The following is a 21,354-nucleotide window of genomic DNA, read 5'->3' on the forward strand; positions in this document are numbered from 1 at the left end:
GCACGCGGCGCCCTCCTGACTTTGGGATGGCGCCGCGTTCGCATCCAATTCGGCGCGAATGCCGAACATTCGATATCGCCCGATGGGCACGGCTCCTATGTCTGGGCAGAGCCGGTGTTCGGGAGGGGTGATGCGTATTCGGGCCTATGCGATGTTGGTGCTGGCAGCGCTGATGTTGCCGGTGCCGGCAAGTGCCCAGCAGACTATCTCCAAGGCAAAAGTCCGGCAGCAGGATCCCTCGATCACCGACGCGCAGTTGCGGGACCAGCTATGGGGCCTCTTCCGCAAGGCCGATCGCCGCAGCCCGACGCAGCCAACCCAGCCGCTCACGGGCGAGCGCCTCGTCACCACACCCTATCCCGCCGGTGCGTTCGGCACTTCCGGCCTCTGTCGTATGGATGTGGTGGTGATGAAGCTGGCGCCGACGCAGGGCCTGCTGCGCGATGCCGACGCGGTCACGCCAATGCGTGCCTATGGTCTGGAGAGCAGCAAGCGGTTCCTGGTGCTCTCCTTGCTGCCGGAAGAGCGGGGAGACGTGTTCGACGACAAATGGAACGGCCCCTGCGCGAAGCTTGGGCAGGACGATCCGCGCTTCTTCCGCGCGGTGAGCGAGGAGGCGGCACGCGAAGGCCATGCCCTGCTCCGGCGTGCGGCAGCCGAAGCGCAGGCCGGGAAACTCCCCCGCTGCGATACTGCCACCGGCTCCTGCGTCGAAGCATTGTCGGCATTCGTCGCGCGCCCGCTCGAAAGCATGTGGAATTGCGCGACGGAGGAAGGGGCGACCTGCTACAGGTTCGTCGGCAAGGACGATGTCGAAGCCAGGGTCTGGCAAGTCTCGGGTGGCTCGCTGCATGTTGAAATCACCAGGTTGGTCGTGTTGCGCCACCCGCGTCCTAATTGATGTCATTCAGCCACCTGACAGATTGGTGGATTTAGATTTCGTTCCACAAAAGTAACGGAGGCGGCGATGGGTGTTCTGAAGCTCGGAGGCGGCGCGATCGCCGTGGTTGCGATCGTCGGCATGGCGATGCCCGCCCAGGCCCAGCGCTGGCGCCCCGAGCGCAAGCATCACGAGGACAAGTTCGATGTCGGCGACGCGATCGTCGGCGGGCTCGTGGTCGGCGGCCTGCTCGCGCTCGTCTCCAGCGGCAAGAAGAAGCCGCGCCCGGTCGAGGCGCTCGAGGACGCGCCTCCCCCCGAGGATCGCGTGCCGATCGATACCGGCCCCGTCGCCGACAGCCGCTATGGCGAGGCACCCCAGCCGGGCAGCGGTCCCATCGCCGAGATGCCGGCACCCGATTCGGCGCGCTTCGACGGGCTGTACGACGAAGACGCCGCGGCGGATCGCTGCGCGATGGAAGCCGAGAGCCTTGGCGAGCGCTATGCCCGGCTCGCCCGCGTCTCGAACGTCACCAGCACGGTGTGGAACGGCAAGAGCTGGGTGATCAAGGGTCAGGTCGAGCTCGCCGCCAGCTACCGCGACACCACGAAGCAGAGCCACGGCTTCCGCTGCGCGCTGCGCCGGGGCAGCGATCCGATCGTGACGATCGAGGGGCTGCAGTCGCTCTGAAGCGGAACGGGGGAGGGCGCGAAGAATAATCTCGCGCCCGGCCTTCCCCCCGGCGCTGCTTCTGGCTAAGCGCGCTGGGCATGGACCAGCATGCAGATTCCATCCTCATCGTCGATTTCGGCAGCCAGGTAACCCAGCTGATCGCGCGCCGCGTGCGCGAGGCGGGGGTCTATAGCGAGATCGCTCCCTTCACCACCGCCGGAGAGGCGTTCGCCCGGATGAAGCCCAAGGGCATCATCCTCTCGGGATCGCCGGCCTCGGTGCTCGAAGACGGCAGCCCGCGCGTGCCGCAGGAGATCTTCGACTCCGGCCTGCCGGTGCTCGGTATCTGCTACGGCCAGCAGGTGATGATGCACCAGCTCGGCGGCACGGTGCAGCTGGGCGACAGCGGCGAGTTCGGCCGTGCCTTCATCGACATCGACGATGGCTGCGTGCTGTTCGACGGCATGTGGCACGAAGGCGAGACCCACCAGGTGTGGATGAGCCATGGCGACAAGGTGACCAACCTCGCCCCCGGCTTCCGCCCGGTCGCCCACAGCTCGGGCGCGCCCTTCGCGGTGATCGCCGATGACGACCGTCGCTACTATGCGATGCAGTTCCACCCCGAAGTGGTCCACACGCCCGACGGCGCCAAGCTGCTCGCCAACTTCGTCCGCCATGTCTGCGGCCTGACCGGCGACTGGACGATGGCCGAGTTCCGCCAGACCAAGATCAACGAGATCCGCGCCCAGGTCGGCAGCGGCAAGGTGATCTGCGGCCTGTCGGGCGGTGTCGACAGCGCGGTTGCCGCGGTGCTGATCCACGAGGCGATCGGCGACCAGCTGACCTGCGTGTTCGTCGATCACGGCCTGATGCGCTCGGGCGAGGCCGAGCAGGTCGTCAGCCTGTTCCGCAACAGCTACAATATCCCGCTCGTCCATGTGGACGCCGAGGCGCTGTTCCTGAACGGCCTGGCCGGGGTCACCGATCCCGAGGCCAAGCGCAAGTTCATCGGCAAGACCTTCATCGACGTGTTCGAGGAAGAGGCGAAGAAGATCGGCGGCGCCGATTTCCTTGCCCAGGGCACGCTCTATCCGGACGTGATCGAGAGCGTCAGCTTCACCGGCGGCCCGTCGGTGACGATCAAGAGCCACCACAATGTCGGCGGCCTGCCCGAGCGGATGAACATGAAGCTCGTCGAGCCGCTGCGCGAGCTGTTCAAGGACGAAGTCCGTGCGCTCGGCCGCGAGCTGGGCCTGCCCCAGGCGTTCGTCGGCCGTCACCCCTTTCCGGGGCCGGGCCTCGCCATCCGCATCCCGGGCGAAGTCACCAAGGAGCGCTGCGACATCCTGCGCAAGGCCGACGCGATCTATCTCGAGGAGATCCGCAACGCCGGTCTCTACGACACGATCTGGCAGGCCTTCGCGGTGCTGACGCCGGTCCGGTCGGTCGGCGTGATGGGCGATGGCCGCACCTATGATTCGGTGCTGGCGCTGCGTGCGGTCACTTCGATCGACGGCATGACCGCCGAGGCCTTCGAGTTCCCTGCCGGCTTCCTGCCCCGCGTCTCGACCCGCATCGTCAACGAAGTGCGCGGCGTGAACCGGGTAACCTACGACTATACGTCGAAGCCGCCCGGCACGATTGAGTGGGAATAAAAACCCGCTAAGGTACTCGTTATGTTCCGCGAGTGCCTGGAGGGGGAATAGTGACGAGCCTATCGTTGAAGCAGGCGCGTCGCATCTTCCTCGCGGCCCAGGGTTTCGGCGCGCGCCATCCGGAAACGGTGGGCGCGCCGCACCTCCGCCGCACGGTCGAGCGGCTGGGGCTCCACCAGATCGACAGCGTCAACGTGCTGGCGCGGATGCATTATCTGCCCGCCTTCTCCCGGCTCGGCAGCTATGATCGCATGCTGCTCGAGCGCGATGCCTGGGGCCCGAAGCGCAGCCGCCGGCTGTTCGAATATTGGGCGCACGAAGCCTCGCTGCTGCCGATCGACCTTCACCCCCATTTCCGCTGGCGCATGGCCCGGGCCGAGCGCGGCGAGATCGGCTGGCGTCATCTCCGCCTGTTCGCGCAGGAGCGCAATCATGAGGCGAAGGCGGTGCTCGACCGCATCGCCGCGGAAGGGCCGCTGGCCGCTTCCGATTTCGAGAATGGCAGCAGCAAGAGCGGCTGGTGGGAGTGGAGCGAAGCCAAGCTCGCGCTCGAATGGCTGTTCTGGTCCGGCCAGATCACCACGGCGACGCGGCGCGGCAGTTTCGAGCGCGTCTATGACCTGAGCGAGCGGGTGATCCCCCGCGCCGTCTTCGATCTGCCTACGCCCGATGCCGCCACCGCCCAGCGCGCGCTGATCGAGCGCAGCGCCCGCGCGCTCGGCGTCGCCACCGCGACCGATCTGCGCGACTATTTCCGCTTGAAGCCCGAGGAAGCGAACCACGCCATCCCAGAGCTGGAGGAGGAAGGCGTGCTGGTCCCGGTGGCGGTGCAGGGCTGGAGCCAGAAGGCCTGGCTCCACCGCGATGCGAAACTGCCCCGCCGGGTGCGCGGCGATGCGCTGCTCGCGCCCTTCGATCCGCTGATCTGGGAACGAAGCCGTACCGAAAGGCTGTTCGGCTTCCGCTACCGGATCGAGATCTACGTCCCTGCCGACAAGCGCACGCACGGCTATTTCGTGCTGCCCTTCCTGCAGGACGAGGCGTTGACCGCGCGCGTCGACCTCAAGGCCGATCGTCAGGCCGGGCGGCTGCTCGCCCATCGGATCACGCTGGAGCCGGACGCGCCGGCCGACACGCTCGAGCGGCTGGCGGTCGAGCTGGCGCGCATGGCCGGCTGGCTCGGGCTCGGCGAGGTGCGAATCGGAGAGACAATCAGGGGAAGCCAATGACCGACGAACCGCAGCGCTGCGCCTGGGCGGCCGGCGATCCGCTCAATCGCATTTATCACGATGCCGAATGGGGCGTGCCCGTCCGCGATTCCCGCGAGCTGTGGGAAACGCTGATGCTGGAAGGTTTCCAGGCCGGGCTCGCCTGGATCGTCATCCTGCGCAAGCGTGAGGCATTCCGCGAAGCCTTTGCCGGCTTCGATCCGGTGAAGGTCGCAGCCTTCGGGCCCGGGGATGTCGAGCGGTTGATGGCCAATCCCGGCATCGTCCGCGCCCGCGCCAAGATCGAGGCGACGATCCGGGGCGCGCAGATCTGGTGCGAGATGCGCGATCGCGGCGAGGATTTCGCCGCGTTCTGCTGGGCGTTCGTGGACGGCAAGCCGATCCAGCGCCCCGGCCACGGCTTCGTCGCGACCACGCCATTGTCCGAAGAGATCTCGAAGGAATTGAAGCGCCGCGGCTTCAAGTTCGTCGGCCCGACGATCGTCTATGCCTGGATGCAGGCAGTCGGGCTGGTCAACGATCATCAACTCGGCTGTTTTCGCCGCGAACCCGTCGCCGCGCTTGCCTGAAATCATTGCGGGCGACCGGCGATAATGGGACAATGGCCCTGTATCGGGATGGGGGAATGACGATGACGATCAAGCTGCTGCCGGCCGCGCTCACCGCGCTGGGGCTGCTCGCCGCCTGCTCGCCCGAGGCGGAGAAGCCCGTCGCCAACAACGCCGCGGCGAACGAGGCCGAGATCATCGTCCCCTCCGCGCCGCCCGAGGTGAATATCGCCAATGCCAGCGAGGAAGCGGCCGGGGTGGGCCTCAATCTCGCGCCGGACGAACTGACCCTGGTCTTGCCCAATGGCTCTTCGCGCCATGTCGGATTCGGCATGGCCAAGGCGGAAGCGGTGAAGATGATCAGCGCCGCGCTGGGCAGCCCGATCGAGGAAGCCGTCAACCAGGATTGCGGCGCCGGCGCGCTGGGCTATGCCGCCTTCCGCAACGGCCTGTCGCTCTATTTCGACGACGGCAAGTTCGCCGGCTGGGATCTGGACGGGCGCGAGAACGGCAAGTTCACCACCGGCAATGGCGTCGGCATCGGCACTACCCGCAAGGAGTTGGAAGCGTCCGGCAGCGCAGTCGATGTCGGCGAGACCTCGATCGGCAATGAATTCATGATGGGCGGGCTTTCCGGCCTGCTCAGCACGCCCGCGCCCGATGGCAAGGTCACCAATCTCTGGGCCGGCACGACCTGCATCGCGCGATGACTGTCGAGCGGGTGCTGATCGAGGTCGTCGGCTGGACCGGCGCCGGACTGATCCTCGTGGCCTATCTGCTGCTCTCCTCGGGCAAGGTGACCGGCCAGTCGCGCCTCTATCAATGGATGAACGTCGCCGGCGCGGCCTGCTTCATCGTCAACAGCGGCTGGAACGGCGCGATTCCCTCGGCCGCGCTCAACGTGGTGTGGCTGCTGATCGGCGGCGTGACGTTGTGGCGCATCGCCCGGAAGCCGGCATGATCCGCGAAGCTCTGATCGCGGATGCCGATGCGGTGATCGCGCTGTGGCATGCCTGCGGGCTCACCCGGCCCTGGAACGATCCCGCGCAGGATTTTGCCCGGGCGCTGGCAGGCGAGACCTCGACCGTGCTGCTCGCGGAAGGCGAGGGCGGGGTTATCGGCAGCGTGATGATCGGCGACGATGGCCATCGCGGCTGGGTCTATTATCTCGCCGTGGCGGAAAGCGCCCGCCGCACCGGTCTCGGCCGGCAGCTGATGTCGGCGGCGGAAGACTGGCTGCGCGCCCGCGGCTGCCCCAAGATCCAGCTGATGGTGCGCGACACCAATGCCGAGGCGCTGGACTTCTACGCCGCGCTGGGGCTGGAGCCGCAGGGCGTGGTCACGCTGGGGCGGTTCCTGAAGGACTAGGAAAACCTACCCTTCGTCATTCCCACACTTACCTCCGTCCTCGCACCTACCTCTGTCCTCGCGCCTACCTCTGTCCTCGCACCTACCTCTGTCATCCCCGCGAAGGCGGGGATCCATTCTGGCTGGCCGGCGTGAGTCTCATTCTCTTCAGCGACAATGGATCCCCGCCTTCGCGGGGATGACGGGGAGAGCACAGGCTACATCCTACAGCCTCTCCCCCGGCAAAGCGCTCGCCTGCCGGCACCACGCCGCCAGCAGCGCCTCGTCGATCGCATCCTCCTCGCGGATGTCGAGATACCGCACATCCTTCTGCTTCGACGGCCCCGGCGGCACCGGATCGAGCGAGGTCCCGCGGAAGAAGGTCAGCTTCACATAGCGGTCGAAGCAATGGAACGACAGGAACCAGCCTTCCTGGTCCGCCGCGCCATAGAAGGGCGAGTTCCACTTCACGGCCTTGCGCACGCCGGGCAGGGTGGCCGTGACCAGGGCATCGACCGTGCGTCCGATCCGCTGCTTCCAGCCCGGCATCGCGGCGAGATAGGCCTGCACCGGCGCATCGCCCTCGCCCTTGGGGATCTGCGGGTTGCCGCCCGCCAGCAGCTTTACGTCGCGCATGCCGCACCTCCGCTTGTGCTCCCTGGTCCAGGCAATATGGGGATATCAGACCCGATCAGGAAAGCGCGCAATGACCATCACCATGTACGGCATCAAGAATTGCGACACGATCAAGAAGGCGCGGACCTGGCTCGACGAGCATGGCATCCCGTTCGCCTTTCACGACTACAAGACGCAGGGCGTGGATGCCGCGCAGCTGGCGCGCTGGAGCGGGATGGTCGGCTGGGAAGTGCTGCTCAACCGGGCCGGCACCACCTTCCGCAAGCTGCCCGATGCCGATCGCGAGGGAATCGATGCCGGCAAGGCGGCGGCGCTGATGCTGGCCCAGCCTTCGATGATCAAGCGGCCGGTGCTCGAATATCCGGGCGGTGTGCTGGTCGGCTTCAAGCCGGAGATCTACGCGCGGACATTGCTGTAAGGGCTGAGGCTCAAAAGCCCTTGCGGAACTTCTCCAGCACCCAGATTTCCGGATTGGCGACCACCGGCGAGAAATAGTCGCCGCGGCCGCACACCGTGTTGAGCATGGTCAGCAGCACGGTGCCCGGCTTGGCGAGCGTCGGGTCGCTGGGGCCGGCCTCGGTGTCCAGATAGGTGCCGCGCACATAGAAGCTGCTGTCGCGCATGAACGAGGTCATCGCCGAGCAGTCGGCCTGGCGGGTGAGCATCGAGCGGTCGAAGTCGCGCGTCGGGCTGGTCGTCTCGTAGATGGTCTGCTGCTTGAACGTCACGACGTTGCCATTGCGGCGCACCGAATCGACGTCGACGAAATAGGCCATTTGCGGCGCCTGGTTCGAATAGGCGGCGAGGCGCCAGGACTGGGCCGAGGCCGCATGCGGTGTAACGAGCGCGGCAAGCGCGAGCAGTGCGAGACGCATCCTGATTCCCCCCAATCTGGTGGCAACCACGCTAGCGTGGTTGCCGATCCGTGCAAGTGCCGGCTCTGCCAAAATGGGTAGCTGAAGCCTATTCCTCCCAGCTGAATACTTCCTCCAGCGGCTTGCCGAATACCTGGGCGATGCGGAATGCTGCCTCGAGCGTCGGCGAATATTTGCCCTGTTCGATCGCCGCCACGGTCTGGCGGGTAAGGCCGATCCTGTCGCCCAGCTCGGCCTGGGTCATCTCGCCGGCGAGGAAGCGCAGCGTGCGGACCTGGTTGATGACGCGTCCCTTAGCCATGCCAGCCCCTCCGATAGCTCATGAGGACCAGGACCAGGCTCACCGCCTGCGCGATGACGAGCGCGAGCAGGGTGGTGTTGACGATCTTGGGCGCCGGTTCGGTGAAGGGCATCACCACGCCGACCAGGATCGTGCCGGCCATCAGCACATAGAAGCCGGCCGAGGCGCCGCGCCGGGCGATCGCCTTGTCGCGCTCGTCGGCGCGGCGCGCGGTCGGCTCGGTCTGGATGGCGAGGACGATGCTGCCGATGATCACCGCCACTGCCTGCAGCCCGGCGATGATGCCGAAGGCCCAGAGGATGTCGAACAGCGTGGGCTGTGTGTCCCGGAGCGCCATCATCGGGAAGTAGATGCCGTACGCCACGATCATGCAGATCAGCGTCAGCCAGGCGGTCTTTTCGCGATAGGCCATGCTCAATATCCCCGGCGATAGCCGGCGATCTGCGCGGCATAGTGGACGATCTCGGCGATCACGATCGCGCCCATGATCCCATAGGCCATGCCGATCTTGCTGACGCCGAAGTGCATGCTGGCCGCGACGCACAGGACCAGGGTCAGCAGCACCGGATAGGCGAAGGCATAGGAGCGCCGGGCGATGTCGCGGTCGCGCTCGTCGCTGCCCGCGCTGGCGTCGCGGGGGGCAAGCGCGGCGGTGACGATGCTCGCCACCACCACCAGGATCGTCTGGACGATCACCGCGCCGACAAAGCCCGTGACATAGACCATGCCGTGCATCTGCCAGCCGGTCGCCAGTCCGAAGCCGAAATAGCCGCCCCACACCAGGATCGTGGTGACCACCGAGATCCAGGCGATCTTTTCCTTGAATGGCATTCTTCACCTCAAGTTCGAATCACATGACCTTATGTTAGAAATATATGACATTGAGTCAAGCGCGGCGAACTTGCATGCCGCTCGGTGCTGGCGGGCGCGGTTCGGAGCGGCTAGAGAGCCCGGCATGTCGCACGTCACGATGGACACGGCCACGAGCCGCGCTAACCCGACCCCGGCGCCGATGAAGCGCCTGACCGTTCCCGCCATCCGCGATCGCAAGGGCAAGGACCCGATCGTGATGCTGACCGCCTACACCACGCGGATGGCGCAGCTGCTCGATCCGCATTGCGACGTGCTGCTGGTCGGGGACAGCCTGGCCCAGGTGATCTACGGCCTGCCGTCGACGCTGCCGGTCACGCTCGACATGATGATCGCGCACGGTGCCGCGGTGGTGCGCGGCAGCTGGCATTCGCTGGTGATCGTCGACATGCCCTTCGGCAGCTACGAGGCCAGCCCCGAACAGGCCTTCGCCTCCGCTTCCCGGGTACTGGCCGAAACCGGCGCCGCCGGCGTCAAGCTCGAGGGCGGCGAGACGCTCGCTCCCACGGTCGAGTTCCTCACGAAGCGCGGCATACCGGTGGTCGGCCATGTCGGCCTCACGCCCCAGGCGGTCAACGCGCTCGGCGGCTATGGCGCGCGCGGCCGCAGCAATGCCGAGCACGCCCAGATCATCGACGATGCCCGCGCCATCGCGGCCGCCGGCGCCTTCGGCATCGTCGTCGAGGGCGTGGTCGAGACGCTGGCGAAGGAGATCACCGCCGCCGTCTCCTGCCCGGTGATCGGCATCGGCGCCTCGGCCGAATGCGACGGCCAGGTCCTCGTCATCGACGACATGCTCGGCATGTTCGAGCGCACCGCCCGTTTCGTGAAGAAATATGACGATCTGGCTGGCCGTATTTCCGCCGCGGTTGAAACCTATGCCGCCGATGTTCGGTCGCGGTCCTTTCCGGGACCCGATCAGGTCTATGCGCCGCGGGATTGACGGGCTACCGAGCGCTATCGATTCCCGCACGGCGCGGCTATAGGTCCGCGCCCGCAAGAGACGCATGAGGTAGATTTTGGCGCTTCCCCCCTCCGGCACGACAGACGAAGCCTTCCTGCGCGAAGTCGACGAGGAATATCGCCGCTCGCAGGTGCTTGGCATCTGGCAGAAATATGGGCGGCTGATCATCGGCGGCATCGTCATCGCCTTCGCGGCGCTCGGCGGCTTCCTGTTCTGGCAGCACCAGAGCGATTCCGCGGCTGGCCAGAAGGGCGAGCAATATGACGCGGCGCTCCGCCAGATCGAGCAGAACCAGGGCGACAAGGCAGCGCCCGAGCTCGCCAAGCTGGCCGCCAGCGGCACCAACGGCTTCGCCGCAATGTCGGCGATCGTCGAGGGCAACCTCCTCGTCCAGAAGAAGGACCTGAAGGGCGCCGCCGCCAAGTTCGCGACCGTCGCCAGCAACAGCGGCTTCTCCAAGCCCTATCGCGACTATGCGCTGCTTCGCCAGACCACGGTCGAGTATGACACGCTGAAGCCGGAAGTGGTGGTCTCGCGCCTCCAGGCGCTCGCCAAGCCGGATTCGGCCTGGTTCGGCAGCGCCGGCGAGATGGTGGCCGCCGCACAGATCAAGCTGGGCAAGCGGGCCGAGGCCGGCCAGCTGCTCCAGCAGATTGCCCAGGGGGGCGAGAACGTGCCGGATACGACGCGGCAACGCGCGGTTCAGCTGGCGAGCGTATTGGGGATCGACGTCCTCGATCAGTCGAAGGAAAAGCAGGCTAAATGAACAATAAGCTGAGGGTGGCTGGGGCCCTTGCGGCACTCGCGCTGGTTAGCGGCTGCGGGGTCTTCAAGGGATCGGGCGGCAAGAAGACGCCCGTGCTCGGCGAGCGCGTTCCCATCCTGATGTCCGAGAACGACATCACCAGCGACAAGTCGCTGGCCAATGTCGACGTGCTCGTGCCCGAAGCGGCCGTGAACGAGGACTGGACGCAGCCGGGCGGCAACGCCGCCAAGTCGATGGGCCATCTCGCGCTTTCGGCCTCGCCGTCGCGCGTCTGGAGCAAGCAGGTCGCCAAGACCTCGAAGCGCGAGCGCCTCGCCGCGTCGCCGGTGATCGCGGGCGGCAAGCTGTTCGTGATGGACACCGACGGTGTCGTCCATGCGATGTCCGCCGACAGCGGCAACGAGCTGTGGACCGCCGCGACCGTGAAGGCCGAGGGCAACAAGACCGCGCGCTTCGGCGGCGGCGTCAGCGTTGCGGGCGAGCATGTCTTCGCCACCAACGGCCTGGGCGATGTCGTGTCGCTCAACGTCGCCGACGGCACCGAAGTGTGGCGCAAGCGCCCGGGCGGCCCGCTGCGCGGCGCGCCGACGCTGGCCAACGACAATCTCTATGTCGTCACCCAGGACAACCAGCTCTTCGCGATGAAGCAGGAGAATGGTGACGTCAGCTGGACGGCATCGGCCAGCCTCGAGACCCAGGGCGTGTTCGGCGTCGCTGCCCCGGCTTCGGCCCAGGGCACGCTGGTCGCGGGCTTCTCCTCGGGTGAGCTCAACGCCTATCGCTACGAGAATGGCCGCCAGCTGTGGAGCGACGTGCTGTCGCGCAGCAGCATGACCACCTCGGTCTCGTCGCTGTCGGACATCGATGCCGAGCCGGTGATCGATCAGGGCCGCGTCTACGCCGTGGGCCAGGGCGGCCGCATGGTCGCGATGGACATCGCCACCGGCAACCGCATGTGGGAACAGAACATCGCCGGCATCTCCACCCCCTGGGTGGCGGGCGAGTGGCTGTTCGTGGTCACCGACGATGCGCGCCTCCTCTGCCTGTCGCGCACCAGCGGCAAGGTCCGCTGGATCTCGCAGCTCAAGCTCTACAAGAACGCCAAGAAGCCGAAGAACCCCTATAGCTGGGTCGGCCCGGTCCTCGCCGGCGGCAAGCTGATCCTGGGCAACACCCGCGGCGAGCTGGTGTTCGTCTCGCCCGCCGATGGCAGCATCAGCTCGACGATCGATCTCAAGGATCCGATCTCGCTGCAGCCGGTGGTGGTGAACAACACGCTCTACGTTCTGGACGAGAAGGGCCGCCTCACCGCGTTCCGCTGATATCTGTCCCGGCCATGGCAGGCGGGCGGGGTCGCAAGACCTCGCCCGTTGCTTTTTGGGCCAAGCTGCTTCTTTCTGATCGAACCACGCCGACAAGAGTTTCAACGCCATGCCATTGCCCACCGTCGCCATTATCGGCCGGCCGAATGTCGGCAAATCGACGCTGTTCAACCGGCTCGTCGGCAAGCGGCTCGCGCTGGTCGACGATCAGCCGGGCGTGACCCGCGATCGCCGCGAGGGCGAGGCGAACCTGCTCGGGCTCGAGTTCCGCATCTTCGATACCGCGGGCTATGAGGACGAGGACGCGGCGACGTTGCCCGGCCGCATGCGCCAGCAGACCGAGGCAGCGGTGCAGGACGCCGATGTCGCGCTGTTTCTGGTCGATGCCCGCGCCGGTGTGACACCGCTCGACGAGGAGATCGCCCGCTGGCTGCGCTCGACCGACCGGCCGATCATCCTCGTCGCCAACAAGGCCGAGGGCCGCGCGGGCGAAACCGGCGTGATCGAGGCGATGGCGCTCGGCTTCGGCGAGCCCGTCCAGCTCTCCGCCGAGCATGGCGAAGGCCTGGCCGACCTGTTCGAGGCGCTGTTGCCGCACGTCGAGCGGGAGGGCGAGGAGGAAGTCGAGGAGGAAGATCCCGACAACCCCAACGCCCCGCTCAAGCTGGCGATCGTCGGCCGTCCGAACGCCGGCAAGTCGACTCTGGTCAACCGTCTGCTCGGCGAGGACCGGATGATCACCGGGCCGGAGGCGGGGATCACCCGTGATTCGATCTCGGTCGATTGGGAATGGGAGGATTTCGACGGCAATATGCGCCGGGTCCGCCTGATCGACACCGCCGGCATGCGCAAGAAGGCGAAGGTCGAGGAGAAGCTGGAGAAGCTCTCCGTGATGGACACGCTGCGCGCGATCGACTTCGCCGAAGTCGTGGTGCTGCTGCTCGATGCGACGCGCGGGCTGGAAGTCCAGGACCTCAAGATCGCCGATCGTGTGCTCCAGGAAGGGCGCGCGCTGATCATCGTGCTTAACAAGTGGGATGTGGCCGAAGATGCCTCCAGCCTGTTCAACGGCGTGAAGAAGGCGCTCGACGAAGGTCTCGCCCAGGTGAAGGGCGTGCCGCTGCTCACCGTGTCCGCGGTGACCGGCAAGGGCCTCGACACGATGATCGACGTCGCCTTCAAGACGCGTGAATCCTGGTCGCGCCGCGTCTCGACCGGTCAGCTCAATCGCTGGTTCGAGCGCGCGATCGAAGCGAACCCGCCGCCCGCGCCCGGCGGCAAGCGGATCAAGCCGCGCTACGTCACGCAGAACAAGACGCGCCCGCCGACGTTCGTGCTGTTCGGCACGCGGGTCGATCTGCTGCCGATGAGCTACCAGCGCTATCTGATCAACGGCTTGCGCAAGGAGTTTGATTTCGGGGCGGTGCCGGTGCGGCTCAATCTGCGTGCGCCGAAGAACCCGTTCGATCGCGATAAGGGTTGAGAATCCAGACGCTTCCGTAACGACCCTTAGCCTAAATCAACCCTGTGTTTACGAACCGGCTTTAATCTCCTCCCGTGCTCTGGGGTGCGGAGTAGGGGAATGAAGCGATGACCGGCAGCGAGCAGCTGGTGAACTGGGACAGTTTTTCGCAGGCGCGGACCGAGCTCGGCGCCAATTTCGTGCGGATTCTCGGCTATTTCCGCGAAGACGGCGTGAAGTCGGTCGCGCGGATCGAGGAAGCCATGCGCGCGAACAATGCCGCGTCGATGGTGATTCCCGCGCACACCCTCAAGGGCGAGGCGCGCCAGTTCGGCGCCGATCCGCTGGCCGATCTGGCCGAGACGATCGAGATGGCCGCGCGCTCCTGCGTCGAGCGCCAGGATACGCCCACCAATGTCCTCGAACATGTCGTGGCGCTGCGCCCGCTCTTCGAAGCCACGCTCGCGCTGCTTGAGCGCGAATCCAATCCGCTGGTGGAACGCCGCCCGGTCTTCGGCCGCCGCTCGCTCGCGGGCTGAGGCTGCCCGTTCGCTTTATCCCGCCGGCCGCCGGGATTTCGTGAGGCTTCTTCGCGCGGCAAGCTTCCTTCCGGTTCCCCGGCCAAGGCCGGGGCCCAGTCTCGGGCACTGGCGAGGGCGCCTGAACCCACCCACCGACATCGCCGCGCTACTGTCGTCATCCCCGCGAGGGCCGGATCGCAGTGCTTCTTGGTGCTGGCACCACCATCCTCCCCCGGAGGGGGAGGGGGACGGCCAGCGAAGCTGGTGGTGGAGGGGTAGCGTGCCACGCGCGACATCGCTCGCGGATTACCCCGCCACCAGCCTGGGGCTGATTTCCGTGCCCACGGGCGCGGGCTGGGAATCCACATTCCGCTCCCCCGGGGCAGGCGCTCCGCACCCAACCCGCCTTGCAATGTAGGATTTCGCCTGCTTCGCTCGCCCCAGCCGGATCGCCGGCCGCTCCTTGACGCCGTTGAGCAACAACCGTGTCCGGTGCCGGATACGAAAAAGCCGGACCCTTGGGAAAGGGCCCGGCTCCGAATGCCTGATGCCGATGCGGCTCAGCTGCCTTCGACAGGCTTGCTGTTGAGCTGGATATAGTTCTCCAGGCCCATGCGGGCGATCATGTCGAACTGCTTCTCCAGCGTGTCGACATGCTCTTCCTCGCTGTCGAGGATATAGGCGAACAGGTCGCGCGAGACATAGTCGCGCACGCTCTCGCAATGCTGGATCGCGTCGCGCAGCAGCGGGATGGCTTCCATCTCGATCGCCAGGTCGGCCTTGAGGATCTCTTCCACCGTCTCGCCGATGCGCAGCCGGCCGAGCAGCTGGAAATTGGGCAGGCCGTCAAGGAACAGGATGCGCTCGGCCAGCTTGTCGGCGTGCTTCATCTCGTCGATCGATTCGTGGCGCTCCAGCTCGGCGAGCTTGGTCACGCCCCAATTGTCGAGCAGGCGATAGTGCAGCCAATACTGGTTGATCGCGGTGAGCTCGTTCTTGAGCGCCTCGTTGAGATAGTCGAGGACCTTGGGGTCGCCCTTCATTGCTGCCACCTGTTTTCTGATTGAATTTCGGGCAGCAGAATAGGCGCGGACGGCCGCGTTTAACAGTCAGAAAATGGCGGATTTCTGCGGTTTTTGGCTGTTGCGAGTGTTACGCAGCAGCACGTTCCTCGGCGATGATCTCACGTGCGAATGGCACGCATTGTCCGCACTTGGCCTGGCAGCCGAGCGCCCGATAGGCCTGGCATGCGCTGGTTGCGCCGCCACGCGCGGCTTCGCGCACTTCCCGTTCCCGCAGAGCATTGCAAACGCAAACGACCATCGAACCCTCGCAACTCGCTGCGGGTGATCTAGGGCTATTGACACTGATTCGCAAGACTATTGCGAGGCAGTCGCATTATTACGTAGGCTGGTGTTGCGGAGCGGCTGCAGCTCCCAGCGCGCAAGGCTGCGCCACAGCCATTCGAACGGGCCGAATCGGAAGGCGTGGAGCCAGAGACTGGACCAGGTCAGGATCGCTGCCCAGATCCCGAAAACTACGGGGTAGAGCTGCCAGCGGCTCAGATGGCCGTACCAGCCCAGGCCATAGCCGTAGAAGAGCGTGGTGCAGATCAGGCTGGTCACGAGATAGTTGGTGAAGGCCATGCGCCCCGCCGCCGCCAGCCGGGCGGTCAGCCGGCCGCCGGGGCGGGCGAGGAGCAGGATCAGGCAGATCCAGCCGGCGATCATCGGCGGGCGGGCCAGCGCGGTCAGCGGCATCATCGCGGCGACCACGCGGATGTCGAAGGCCGATGCCCATTGCCACCAGGCCAGCAGCGCATAGGCGGGCAGCGCGATGCTCCAGCAGGCGACGAGCCAGCGGCGATAGCGTGCCGGGGCCCATTCGCCGCGCAGCATGCCGCTGCGCAGCGCCGCCATGCCGAAGAGCATATAGGCGAGGGTCTCGGGCCCGAAGAAGATCAGCTGCCCGGTCAGCGCGCCGCTGTCATGCTGCAGCCGGTCGAGCAGGATCGGGCCGTAGCCGCCCCGGTGCAGCGCCAGTTCCCGCGCGATATCGGCCGCGTTCGGCACCCCGAACATGAGACTATAGTCATGGAGCGCCTGAGGGTTCGAATCCCTCCCCATCGCCGCGACGATACCCAAAGGGATCGTCGCAAACAGCACCGCCCCTGCCAGGCCCAGCAGGATGCCAAGGATGATCAGCCGCGAAACCGGCATGTCCCGCATCGCAAAGGCGATCATGCCCACCAGCGCATAATGGGCCAGGATGTCCCCGTGCCAGACGAGGAACAGATGGGCGATGCCGAAGACCAGCAGCCAGGCCATGCGCCGGTAATGGACCTCGGCAGGGCTTAGCCCGCCGGCTTCGGCTCGCTCGATCACCAGCAGGGTCGATGCGCCGAACAGGAACGAGAACAGCCCGCGCATCTTCCCGTCGAACAGGATGAAGTTGACCGCCCAGGTGGCAAGGTCGGCGCTGTGCCAGCCGCCATAGGCGCGCGGGTTGAAATAGGCGGCCTCGGGCATCGCGAAGGACAGGATGTTGAGCAGCAATATGCCCAGCACCGCCACACCGCGGACCGTATCCAGCGAGGCAAGCCGGGCGCTGCCGGCGGGGCGGTTCATTCAGCGCCGCGCCGCGATCAGCGCGATGGGCAAGCCGACCAGCACGATATGGCAGAAGAGTTGGGTAGCGACGCTCTGCAGGTCGAGATGCGGGAAGACAGTGGGCCAGCGCAGCGGCAGCACGACCAGGTTCATCACCGCCCAGGTGGCTATGCCATAAAGGATGCCGGCCAGCAGGCGCTGCGCCTTGAGCACGGGCAGCCGATCAGCAGCAAGGATATAGACGGCGGCCATCACCGCCATGATCGCGAAATGAACAAGCAGGCCCAGCGCAGCCCCGCCAAGGCCCCAATGGACCGCATCTGGGAACGGTCCACTGGCAACGCCGCGCAGCATCTTGTCGGGCGTGCGCCCGGCCTGGATCGCGAGCAACGCCGCCGCGGCGATGTCGAGCGTGCCGGCGACCAGCGTCGCGACCAGAATGCGCTGTCCAGCCCTTGCCATGCCTCGTCCCCTGCCGCGTTCTGCGCAGGACGCTACAGCCAGGAGCTGATCTCCTCCAGCGGCTTCTTGCTGATCACATTGGCAGGCATGGTGGCGCCCGGCGCGGGATGGCCGACGACGATCAGCATTACCGGGCGCTCATTGTCCGGCCGGCGGCAGACGAGGTTGAGAAAGCGCATCGGGTGCGGCGTGTGGACCAGGGTGGCGATGCCCGCGGCATGGAGCGTTGCGAGCAGCAGACCGGCGGCGATGCAGACGCTCTCGACGACATAATAGTTGCGGAGGCGCTCTTCTTCTTCGGTGGCATGGCGCTGGGCGAAGATCGCGATCAGCCACGGCGCGACCTCGAGATAGGGCTTGTCGGCGCCGGTGCCGAGCGGGCGGACCGCGTTGATCCAGTTGGCCGGCGCACGTCCCGAATAGAAATGCCGCTCTTCCTCCTCTACCGCGACGCGGATCGCCGCCTTGGCCTCGGGAGCCTCGATGGCGCAGAAATGCCAGGGCTGGCGGTTGGCGCCGCTGGGGGCGGAACCGGCGGCCCGGAGCGCTGCCTCGATCACTTCGCGGGGCACGGGCGAATCGCTGAAGGCGCGGCAGCTGCGGCGTGTGGCCATTTCCGCGAGGAAGGCCCGGGCTCGCTCGATCCGCGATTCGTCGCTCAGTTCCGGATAGGGCTGCCAGGGCAGCGCTTCATGCTCGGTCATAGGAATCCCTGACCGCAGCATGTCACCGGTGCCCTCCGGCGGGCACTAAGGATTCTTCCCTAGGTCCTCAGCGATTTTCCTTGCGGATCATCAGTTTGAGGCCGGACCAGACGGGATCGACCGCGCACACCTTCACATCGACCAGTCCCTTGGGCAGCGCGACCTCGCGGATCACATCCTCGGTGATGTCGGTTTCCACCTTCGCGGCCTTTTTGGGCCAGGATACCCAGATGAAGCCGTTGCGCTCGATCAGCGCCAGCAGCGCGTCCAGTTCCCGCTCCAGCTTCGCCCGTTCGGTGACGAAGAGGTGCGCGGCCTGCAGCCCGGTGCAGGCGACTTCATATTCCTCGATCCCCAGCGCTTCGGGATCGATCTCGTCGCGGACGCTGTCGGGCATGCCGCAGAACCAGCTGCGCATGCCCGGCTTCAACCCCAGCTTCTGGGCGAGCGGCGTGCCGGAATAGCCTTCGGTCATCGAACGACCTCCTTCCATTGCCGGCCCGGCGCGTCACCTCATGCCAGGGCGGCGTCTTCCCCCATCAGTTCTGGGAAGAAAGCTTCGTGCGCCGCCTTGAGATCGGTCAAGCTCACGCAGAAATCGCCTTCTTCCAGCTCGAAGATGATCCGGTCCTTGATCGTGCGACCGATCGGGTCGGCCGCAAGACCGGCCTTGTCGGCGGCGACCAGGAAGTCGGCGAGCGATTCGTCGCGCACCGTGACCACATACAGGCCCTGGTCCTCGCCGAAGAACGAGCCCGCAATCCCGAACGGCTGGGGCTGGTCGATGATCGCGCCGATGCCCGAGGCCATCGCCATTTCGGCGAGCGCCACGGCGAGGCCGCCATCGGCGACGTCATGGCAGGCGGTGATGCAGCCGGTGTTGATCGCCGAACGGATGAAGGCGCCGGTGCGGCGCTCCATCATCAGGTCGACCGCCGGGGCGGGGCCTTCCTCGCGGCCATGCAGCTCGCGCAGCCAGATCGACTGGCCGAGATGGCCCGAGCGCTCGCCCACGGCGAGGATGATGTCGCCGGTGCCCTTGAACGCGATCGTCGCGCTCTTGCTGTAGTCCTTGAGCAGGCCGATCGCGCCGATCGCCGGGGTCGGCAGGATCGCCGAGCCGCCGCCGGTGGCCTTGGACTCATTGTAGAGCGAGACGTTGCCCGAGACGATCGGGAAGTCGAGCGCGATGCAGGCTTCCGACATGCCCTCGAGGCAGCCGACGATCTGGCCCATGATCTCGGGGCGCTGCGGATTGGCGAAGTTGAGGCAGTTGGTCACGGCGAGCGGCGTCGCGCCGACTGCCGAGAGGTTGCGCCATGCCTCCGCAATGGCCTGCTTGCCGCCTTCGATCGGGTCGGCGAAGCAATAGCGCGGCGTGCAGTCGGTGGTGATCGCCAGGCCCTTGCCCGAGCCATGGACGCGGACCACTGCGGCATCGCCGCCCGGGCGCTGCGTGGTGTCGGCGCCCACCATGTGGTCATATTGTTCCCAGATCCAGCGACGCGAGGCGAGGTCGGGGGTGCCGACCAGCTTGAGCAGGTCCGCGGCCGGATCCACGCTCTCCGGCACGTTCGCCAGCTCGGCCGGCTTCGGCGTCGGCACATGCGGACGGTCATAGAGCGGCGCTTCGTCGGCGAGCGGAGCGAGCGGGATGTCGGCGACGGTGTCGCCCTTCCACTTGAGCACCATGCGGCCGGTATCGGTGACGTGGCCGATGACGGCGAAATCGAGCTCCCACTTGCGGAAGATCGCTTCGGCAAAGGCTTCGCGGCCGGGCTTGAGCACCATGAGCATGCGCTCCTGGCTCTCCGACAGCATCATCTCGTACGGCGTCATGCCGGTTTCGCGCTGGGGGACATCGTCCATGATCAGCTCGATGCCGACGCCGCCCTTGCTGGCCATCTCGACCGACGAGGAGGTGAGGCCGGCGGCACCCATGTCCTGGATCGCGACGATGGCGTCCGATGACATCAGTTCGAGGCATGCTTCGATCAGCAGCTTCTCGGTGAAGGGATCGCCGACCTGGACGGTGGGGCGCTTCTCCTCGCTGTCCTCGCCGAAATCGGCCGAGGCCATGGTCGCGCCGTGGATGCCGTCGCGGCCGGTCTTCGAGCCGACATAGACGATGGGGTTACCCACGCCGCTCGCGGCCGAATAGAAGATCTTGTCGGTATCGGCGATGCCGACCGTCATCGCATTGACGAGGATGTTGCCGTCATACGCCTTGTGGAAATTGACCTCGCCGCCGACGGTGGGGACGCCCACGCAATTGCCATAGCCTCCGATGCCATGGACCACGCCGGCGATGAGGTGCTTCATCTTGGGGTGATCCGGCCGGCCGAAGCGCAGCGCGTTCATGTTGGCGATCGGGCGCGCGCCCATGGTGAAGACGTCGCGCAGGATGCCGCCCACGCCGGTCGCCGCGCCCTGATAGGGCTCGATGTAGGACGGGTGGTTGTGGCTCTCCATCTTGAAGATCGCCGCCTGGCCATCGCCGATATCGACCACGCCGGCATTCTCGCCCGGGCCGCAGATGACCTGCGGACCGGTGGTCGGCAGCTTCTTGAGGTGGATGCGGCTCGACTTGTAGCTGCAATGCTCGGACCACATCACCGAGAAGATGCCCAGCTCGGTCAGGTTGGGCTCGCGGCCCATTGCCTTGAGCACGCGCTCATATTCTTCGGGAGTGAAGCCGTGTTCGGCGACGGTTTCGGGGGTGATCTGGCTCATGGGCGCAGCCCATAGCGAGGGTGTTCGCCCGCGTCACCCCCGAGCGGGGCGGAAGCAGAAATGTTGAATCTCTTGAATCCCCAACGCGGGTGCGCGGCGCCGGAAAACATCGGCACCGGATTGGCGGGCAGCGTAGCGGGGGAGGAGAGGCGGATCGGCATCGCCGGGCAGCCAAGCAGATGGAATCCTACATTAAAAGACCGATTCGTCGCTGTTCGATGGGACTGGACATTAACCACTACAGGCGTAGCAAAGGGACATAGGGAGCAGGATCTCGGGTGGTAGCTTGTCGCGTCACTGGATAGATCGGGTAGCGGAGCCGGCATCGGGCCGCGTGCCGATGGGCTGGGCGAACGGGCTGCATGTCGTGCCCGACGAAGCGCCCGGCGTGCTCGCCCCGATGCCCGCCGCCTGGGAATGCGACCTTTCCGACGATTCGCTGCGCTGGACGCCCGGGGTGTTCGAGATATTCGGGCTGCCACCGGACGTGCCGCTGCGTCGCGAAGACGCGGTGGCGATGTACAGCGCCGAATCGCAGGTCGAGCTCAAGCGACTACGCGACGACGCGATCGCGACCTGCGGGAGTTTCACCTTCGAGGCCGAGATCCGACGGCCGAGTGGCGAGGTACGCTGGATGCGGGTGACCGCCGATGTCGAGGTCCGCGATGGTCGGGCGGCGTATCTCTATGGGTTGAAGCAGGACATCACCCATTTGAAGCAGTGAAGTTGGGCTAACGCGCATCTCTTTCGTCGGGGGCCCCCCCCGCGGGCGGGGGGGGGGGGGAGGGGGGGGGGGGA

General features: G+C 66.3%; 27 protein-coding genes. 15 read left to right on the top strand and 12 right to left on the bottom strand.

What is annotated here, in order from left to right; genetic code table 11:
- Nucleotides 1-130: 130 nt before the first annotated feature.
- From AAHM44_RS11870 to AAHM44_RS11905, 8 genes are all read left to right on the top strand, one after another.
- Nucleotides 131-901, top strand: coding sequence for a hypothetical protein (locus tag AAHM44_RS11870; protein WP_342250091.1), 771 nt, complete (start codon nt 131-133; stop codon nt 899-901).
- Between the two features lie 66 nt (nt 902-967).
- Nucleotides 968-1,570, top strand: coding sequence for a hypothetical protein (locus AAHM44_RS11875; protein ID WP_269574438.1), 603 nt, complete (start codon nt 968-970; stop codon nt 1,568-1,570).
- Nucleotides 1,571-1,650: 80 nt separating this feature from the next.
- Complete coding sequence (guaA, locus tag AAHM44_RS11880) at nt 1,651-3,207, top strand: glutamine-hydrolyzing GMP synthase (RefSeq protein WP_269574439.1); 1,557 nt, start codon at nt 1,651-1,653, stop codon at nt 3,205-3,207.
- A 50-nt stretch (nt 3,208-3,257) separates the two neighbouring features.
- Nucleotides 3,258-4,436, top strand: coding sequence for a winged helix-turn-helix domain-containing protein (locus AAHM44_RS11885; RefSeq protein WP_269574440.1), 1,179 nt, complete (start codon nt 3,258-3,260; stop codon nt 4,434-4,436).
- Nucleotides 4,433-5,005: a DNA-3-methyladenine glycosylase I gene (locus tag AAHM44_RS11890; RefSeq protein ID WP_269574441.1), complete on the top strand. Its 573-nt coding sequence runs from the start codon at nt 4,433-4,435 to the stop codon at nt 5,003-5,005. The genes AAHM44_RS11885 and AAHM44_RS11890 overlap by 4 nt, the downstream gene beginning before the upstream one ends.
- 56 nt (nt 5,006-5,061) lie before the next feature.
- The gene (locus tag AAHM44_RS11895; protein WP_269574442.1) at nt 5,062-5,694 is read left to right on the top strand and encodes a hypothetical protein; all 633 of its coding nucleotides are present in this window, start codon (nt 5,062-5,064) and stop codon (nt 5,692-5,694) included.
- On the top strand, nt 5,691-5,945 hold the full coding sequence (locus AAHM44_RS11900; RefSeq protein WP_184169594.1) for a CBU_0592 family membrane protein: 255 nt from the start codon (nt 5,691-5,693) through the stop codon (nt 5,943-5,945). The genes AAHM44_RS11895 and AAHM44_RS11900 overlap by 4 nt, the downstream gene beginning before the upstream one ends.
- The gene (locus AAHM44_RS11905; protein WP_269574443.1) at nt 5,942-6,352 is read left to right on the top strand and encodes a GNAT family acetyltransferase; all 411 of its coding nucleotides are present in this window, start codon (nt 5,942-5,944) and stop codon (nt 6,350-6,352) included. Before AAHM44_RS11900 ends, AAHM44_RS11905 begins: the two co-directional genes overlap by 4 nt.
- A gap of 204 nt (nt 6,353-6,556) precedes the next feature.
- Here AAHM44_RS11905 and AAHM44_RS11910 read toward each other — a convergent pair whose 3' ends face one another.
- Nucleotides 6,557-6,967 (bottom strand): DUF1801 domain-containing protein, encoded by a 411-nt coding sequence (locus tag AAHM44_RS11910; protein WP_342250092.1) that lies wholly within the window; start codon nt 6,965-6,967, stop codon nt 6,557-6,559.
- A 70-nt stretch (nt 6,968-7,037) separates the two neighbouring features.
- Between AAHM44_RS11910 and AAHM44_RS11915 the strand changes: the two genes are divergently transcribed.
- Nucleotides 7,038-7,385: an ArsC family reductase gene (locus tag AAHM44_RS11915; protein ID WP_342250093.1), complete on the top strand. Its 348-nt coding sequence runs from the start codon at nt 7,038-7,040 to the stop codon at nt 7,383-7,385.
- Nucleotides 7,386-7,395: 10 nt separating this feature from the next.
- Here the strand turns inward: AAHM44_RS11915 and AAHM44_RS11920 are convergent, their stop codons facing one another.
- The 4 genes from AAHM44_RS11920 to AAHM44_RS11935 all read right to left on the bottom strand — a co-directional run bounded on the left by AAHM44_RS11920 (nt 7,396) and on the right by AAHM44_RS11935 (nt 8,974).
- Nucleotides 7,396-7,842 (bottom strand): surface-adhesin E family protein, encoded by a 447-nt coding sequence (locus AAHM44_RS11920; RefSeq protein ID WP_269574446.1) that lies wholly within the window; start codon nt 7,840-7,842, stop codon nt 7,396-7,398.
- Between the two features lie 88 nt (nt 7,843-7,930).
- Nucleotides 7,931-8,143: a helix-turn-helix transcriptional regulator gene (locus AAHM44_RS11925; RefSeq protein ID WP_342250094.1), complete on the bottom strand. Its 213-nt coding sequence runs from the start codon at nt 8,141-8,143 to the stop codon at nt 7,931-7,933.
- The gene (locus AAHM44_RS11930) at nt 8,136-8,555 is read right to left on the bottom strand and encodes a hypothetical protein (protein WP_184169577.1); all 420 of its coding nucleotides are present in this window, start codon (nt 8,553-8,555) and stop codon (nt 8,136-8,138) included. Before AAHM44_RS11930 ends, AAHM44_RS11925 begins: the two co-directional genes overlap by 8 nt.
- A gap of 2 nt (nt 8,556-8,557) precedes the next feature.
- Nucleotides 8,558-8,974, bottom strand: coding sequence for a hypothetical protein (locus AAHM44_RS11935; RefSeq protein WP_269574447.1), 417 nt, complete (start codon nt 8,972-8,974; stop codon nt 8,558-8,560).
- Nucleotides 8,975-9,098: 124 nt separating this feature from the next.
- On the opposite strand from AAHM44_RS11935, the gene panB reads away from it, so the two are divergent.
- The 5 genes from panB (at nt 9,099) to AAHM44_RS11960 (ending at nt 14,066) form a co-directional block, all read left to right on the top strand.
- Nucleotides 9,099-9,956: a 3-methyl-2-oxobutanoate hydroxymethyltransferase gene (gene panB / locus AAHM44_RS11940; protein ID WP_269574448.1), complete on the top strand. Its 858-nt coding sequence runs from the start codon at nt 9,099-9,101 to the stop codon at nt 9,954-9,956.
- 76 nt (nt 9,957-10,032) lie between these two features.
- Complete coding sequence (locus tag AAHM44_RS11945) at nt 10,033-10,743, top strand: tetratricopeptide repeat protein (RefSeq protein ID WP_342250095.1); 711 nt, start codon at nt 10,033-10,035, stop codon at nt 10,741-10,743.
- The gene (locus AAHM44_RS11950) at nt 10,740-12,065 is read left to right on the top strand and encodes an outer membrane protein assembly factor BamB family protein (RefSeq protein ID WP_269574450.1); all 1,326 of its coding nucleotides are present in this window, start codon (nt 10,740-10,742) and stop codon (nt 12,063-12,065) included. Before AAHM44_RS11945 ends, AAHM44_RS11950 begins: the two co-directional genes overlap by 4 nt.
- A 109-nt stretch (nt 12,066-12,174) precedes the next feature.
- On the top strand, nt 12,175-13,548 hold the full coding sequence (gene der / locus AAHM44_RS11955; protein ID WP_342250096.1) for a ribosome biogenesis GTPase Der: 1,374 nt from the start codon (nt 12,175-12,177) through the stop codon (nt 13,546-13,548).
- Nucleotides 13,549-13,655: 107 nt separating this feature from the next.
- A complete protein-coding gene (locus tag AAHM44_RS11960) occupies nt 13,656-14,066 on the top strand; it encodes an Hpt domain-containing protein (RefSeq protein WP_269574452.1) in 411 nt (136 codons plus the stop codon).
- 542 nt (nt 14,067-14,608) lie between these two features.
- On the opposite strand, the gene bfr is transcribed toward AAHM44_RS11960, so the two are convergent.
- The 7 genes from bfr to purL all read right to left on the bottom strand — a co-directional run bounded on the left by bfr (nt 14,609) and on the right by purL (nt 20,556).
- Nucleotides 14,609-15,091 carry a bacterioferritin gene (gene bfr / locus AAHM44_RS11965; RefSeq protein WP_184169562.1) on the bottom strand — a complete coding sequence of 161 codons (483 nt, stop codon included), beginning with the start codon at nt 15,089-15,091 and terminating at the stop codon, nt 14,609-14,611.
- 109 nt (nt 15,092-15,200) lie between these two features.
- Complete coding sequence (locus AAHM44_RS11970) at nt 15,201-15,371, bottom strand: (2Fe-2S)-binding protein (protein ID WP_184169560.1); 171 nt, start codon at nt 15,369-15,371, stop codon at nt 15,201-15,203.
- Between the two features lie 56 nt (nt 15,372-15,427).
- Nucleotides 15,428-16,675: a DUF418 domain-containing protein gene (locus AAHM44_RS11975; RefSeq protein WP_269574453.1), complete on the bottom strand. Its 1,248-nt coding sequence runs from the start codon at nt 16,673-16,675 to the stop codon at nt 15,428-15,430.
- A complete protein-coding gene (locus tag AAHM44_RS11980) occupies nt 16,676-17,119 on the bottom strand; it encodes a hypothetical protein (RefSeq protein WP_342250097.1) in 444 nt (147 codons plus the stop codon).
- Nucleotides 17,120-17,151: 32 nt separating this feature from the next.
- Nucleotides 17,152-17,823 carry a nitroreductase family protein gene (locus AAHM44_RS11985; protein ID WP_342250098.1) on the bottom strand — a complete coding sequence of 224 codons (672 nt, stop codon included), beginning with the start codon at nt 17,821-17,823 and terminating at the stop codon, nt 17,152-17,154.
- Between the two features lie 67 nt (nt 17,824-17,890).
- Nucleotides 17,891-18,298: a hypothetical protein gene (locus AAHM44_RS11990; RefSeq protein WP_269574456.1), complete on the bottom strand. Its 408-nt coding sequence runs from the start codon at nt 18,296-18,298 to the stop codon at nt 17,891-17,893.
- Between the two features lie 38 nt (nt 18,299-18,336).
- Nucleotides 18,337-20,556: a phosphoribosylformylglycinamidine synthase subunit PurL gene (gene purL / locus AAHM44_RS11995; protein WP_269574457.1), complete on the bottom strand. Its 2,220-nt coding sequence runs from the start codon at nt 20,554-20,556 to the stop codon at nt 18,337-18,339.
- A gap of 286 nt (nt 20,557-20,842) precedes the next feature.
- Here purL and AAHM44_RS12000 point away from each other — a divergent pair, with 286 nt between their 5' ends.
- Nucleotides 20,843-21,280, top strand: a complete 438-nt coding sequence (locus tag AAHM44_RS12000; RefSeq protein WP_342250099.1) for a PAS domain-containing protein — start codon at nt 20,843-20,845, stop codon at nt 21,278-21,280.
- Nucleotides 21,281-21,354: the final 74 nt, after the last annotated feature.

This window comes from Sphingomonas sp. OTU376, from assembly GCF_038440415.1.
In the GTDB taxonomy this organism is placed as follows: Bacteria; Pseudomonadota; Alphaproteobacteria; order Sphingomonadales; family Sphingomonadaceae; genus Sphingomonas; species Sphingomonas kyeonggiensis_A.

Bases quoted from the DNA above. Each gene is read 5' to 3' on its own strand.
- AAHM44_RS11900 (WP_184169594.1), top strand. From the start codon at position 5,691: ATGACTGTCGAGCGGGTGCTGATCGAGGTCGTCGGCTGGACCGGCGCC.
- AAHM44_RS11925 (WP_342250094.1), bottom strand. From the start codon at position 8,143: ATGGCTAAGGGACGCGTCATCAACCAGGTCCGCACGCTGCGCTTCCTC.
- AAHM44_RS11960 (WP_269574452.1), top strand. From the start codon at position 13,656: ATGACCGGCAGCGAGCAGCTGGTGAACTGGGACAGTTTTTCGCAGGCG.
- AAHM44_RS11990 (WP_269574456.1), bottom strand. From the start codon at position 18,298: ATGACCGAAGGCTATTCCGGCACGCCGCTCGCCCAGAAGCTGGGGTTG.
- AAHM44_RS11875 (WP_269574438.1), top strand. From the start codon at position 968: ATGGGTGTTCTGAAGCTCGGAGGCGGCGCGATCGCCGTGGTTGCGATC.
- AAHM44_RS11920 (WP_269574446.1), bottom strand. From the start codon at position 7,842: ATGCGTCTCGCACTGCTCGCGCTTGCCGCGCTCGTTACACCGCATGCG.
- AAHM44_RS11975 (WP_269574453.1), bottom strand. From the start codon at position 16,675: ATGAACCGCCCCGCCGGCAGCGCCCGGCTTGCCTCGCTGGATACGGTC.
- der (WP_342250096.1), top strand. From the start codon at position 12,175: ATGCCATTGCCCACCGTCGCCATTATCGGCCGGCCGAATGTCGGCAAA.
- AAHM44_RS11970 (WP_184169560.1), bottom strand. From the start codon at position 15,371: ATGGTCGTTTGCGTTTGCAATGCTCTGCGGGAACGGGAAGTGCGCGAA.
- panB (WP_269574448.1), top strand. From the start codon at position 9,099: ATGTCGCACGTCACGATGGACACGGCCACGAGCCGCGCTAACCCGACC.
- AAHM44_RS11905 (WP_269574443.1), top strand. From the start codon at position 5,942: ATGATCCGCGAAGCTCTGATCGCGGATGCCGATGCGGTGATCGCGCTG.
- AAHM44_RS11870 (WP_342250091.1), top strand. From the start codon at position 131: ATGCGTATTCGGGCCTATGCGATGTTGGTGCTGGCAGCGCTGATGTTG.
- AAHM44_RS11910 (WP_342250092.1), bottom strand. From the start codon at position 6,967: ATGCGCGACGTAAAGCTGCTGGCGGGCGGCAACCCGCAGATCCCCAAG.
- bfr (WP_184169562.1), bottom strand. From the start codon at position 15,091: ATGAAGGGCGACCCCAAGGTCCTCGACTATCTCAACGAGGCGCTCAAG.
- AAHM44_RS11930 (WP_184169577.1), bottom strand. From the start codon at position 8,555: ATGGCCTATCGCGAAAAGACCGCCTGGCTGACGCTGATCTGCATGATC.
- AAHM44_RS11950 (WP_269574450.1), top strand. From the start codon at position 10,740: ATGAACAATAAGCTGAGGGTGGCTGGGGCCCTTGCGGCACTCGCGCTG.
- purL (WP_269574457.1), bottom strand. From the start codon at position 20,556: ATGAGCCAGATCACCCCCGAAACCGTCGCCGAACACGGCTTCACTCCC.
- AAHM44_RS11915 (WP_342250093.1), top strand. From the start codon at position 7,038: ATGACCATCACCATGTACGGCATCAAGAATTGCGACACGATCAAGAAG.
- AAHM44_RS11935 (WP_269574447.1), bottom strand. From the start codon at position 8,974: ATGCCATTCAAGGAAAAGATCGCCTGGATCTCGGTGGTCACCACGATC.
- AAHM44_RS11890 (WP_269574441.1), top strand. From the start codon at position 4,433: ATGACCGACGAACCGCAGCGCTGCGCCTGGGCGGCCGGCGATCCGCTC.
- AAHM44_RS11895 (WP_269574442.1), top strand. From the start codon at position 5,062: ATGACGATGACGATCAAGCTGCTGCCGGCCGCGCTCACCGCGCTGGGG.
- AAHM44_RS11980 (WP_342250097.1), bottom strand. From the start codon at position 17,119: ATGGCAAGGGCTGGACAGCGCATTCTGGTCGCGACGCTGGTCGCCGGC.
- guaA (WP_269574439.1), top strand. From the start codon at position 1,651: ATGGACCAGCATGCAGATTCCATCCTCATCGTCGATTTCGGCAGCCAG.
- AAHM44_RS11985 (WP_342250098.1), bottom strand. From the start codon at position 17,823: ATGACCGAGCATGAAGCGCTGCCCTGGCAGCCCTATCCGGAACTGAGC.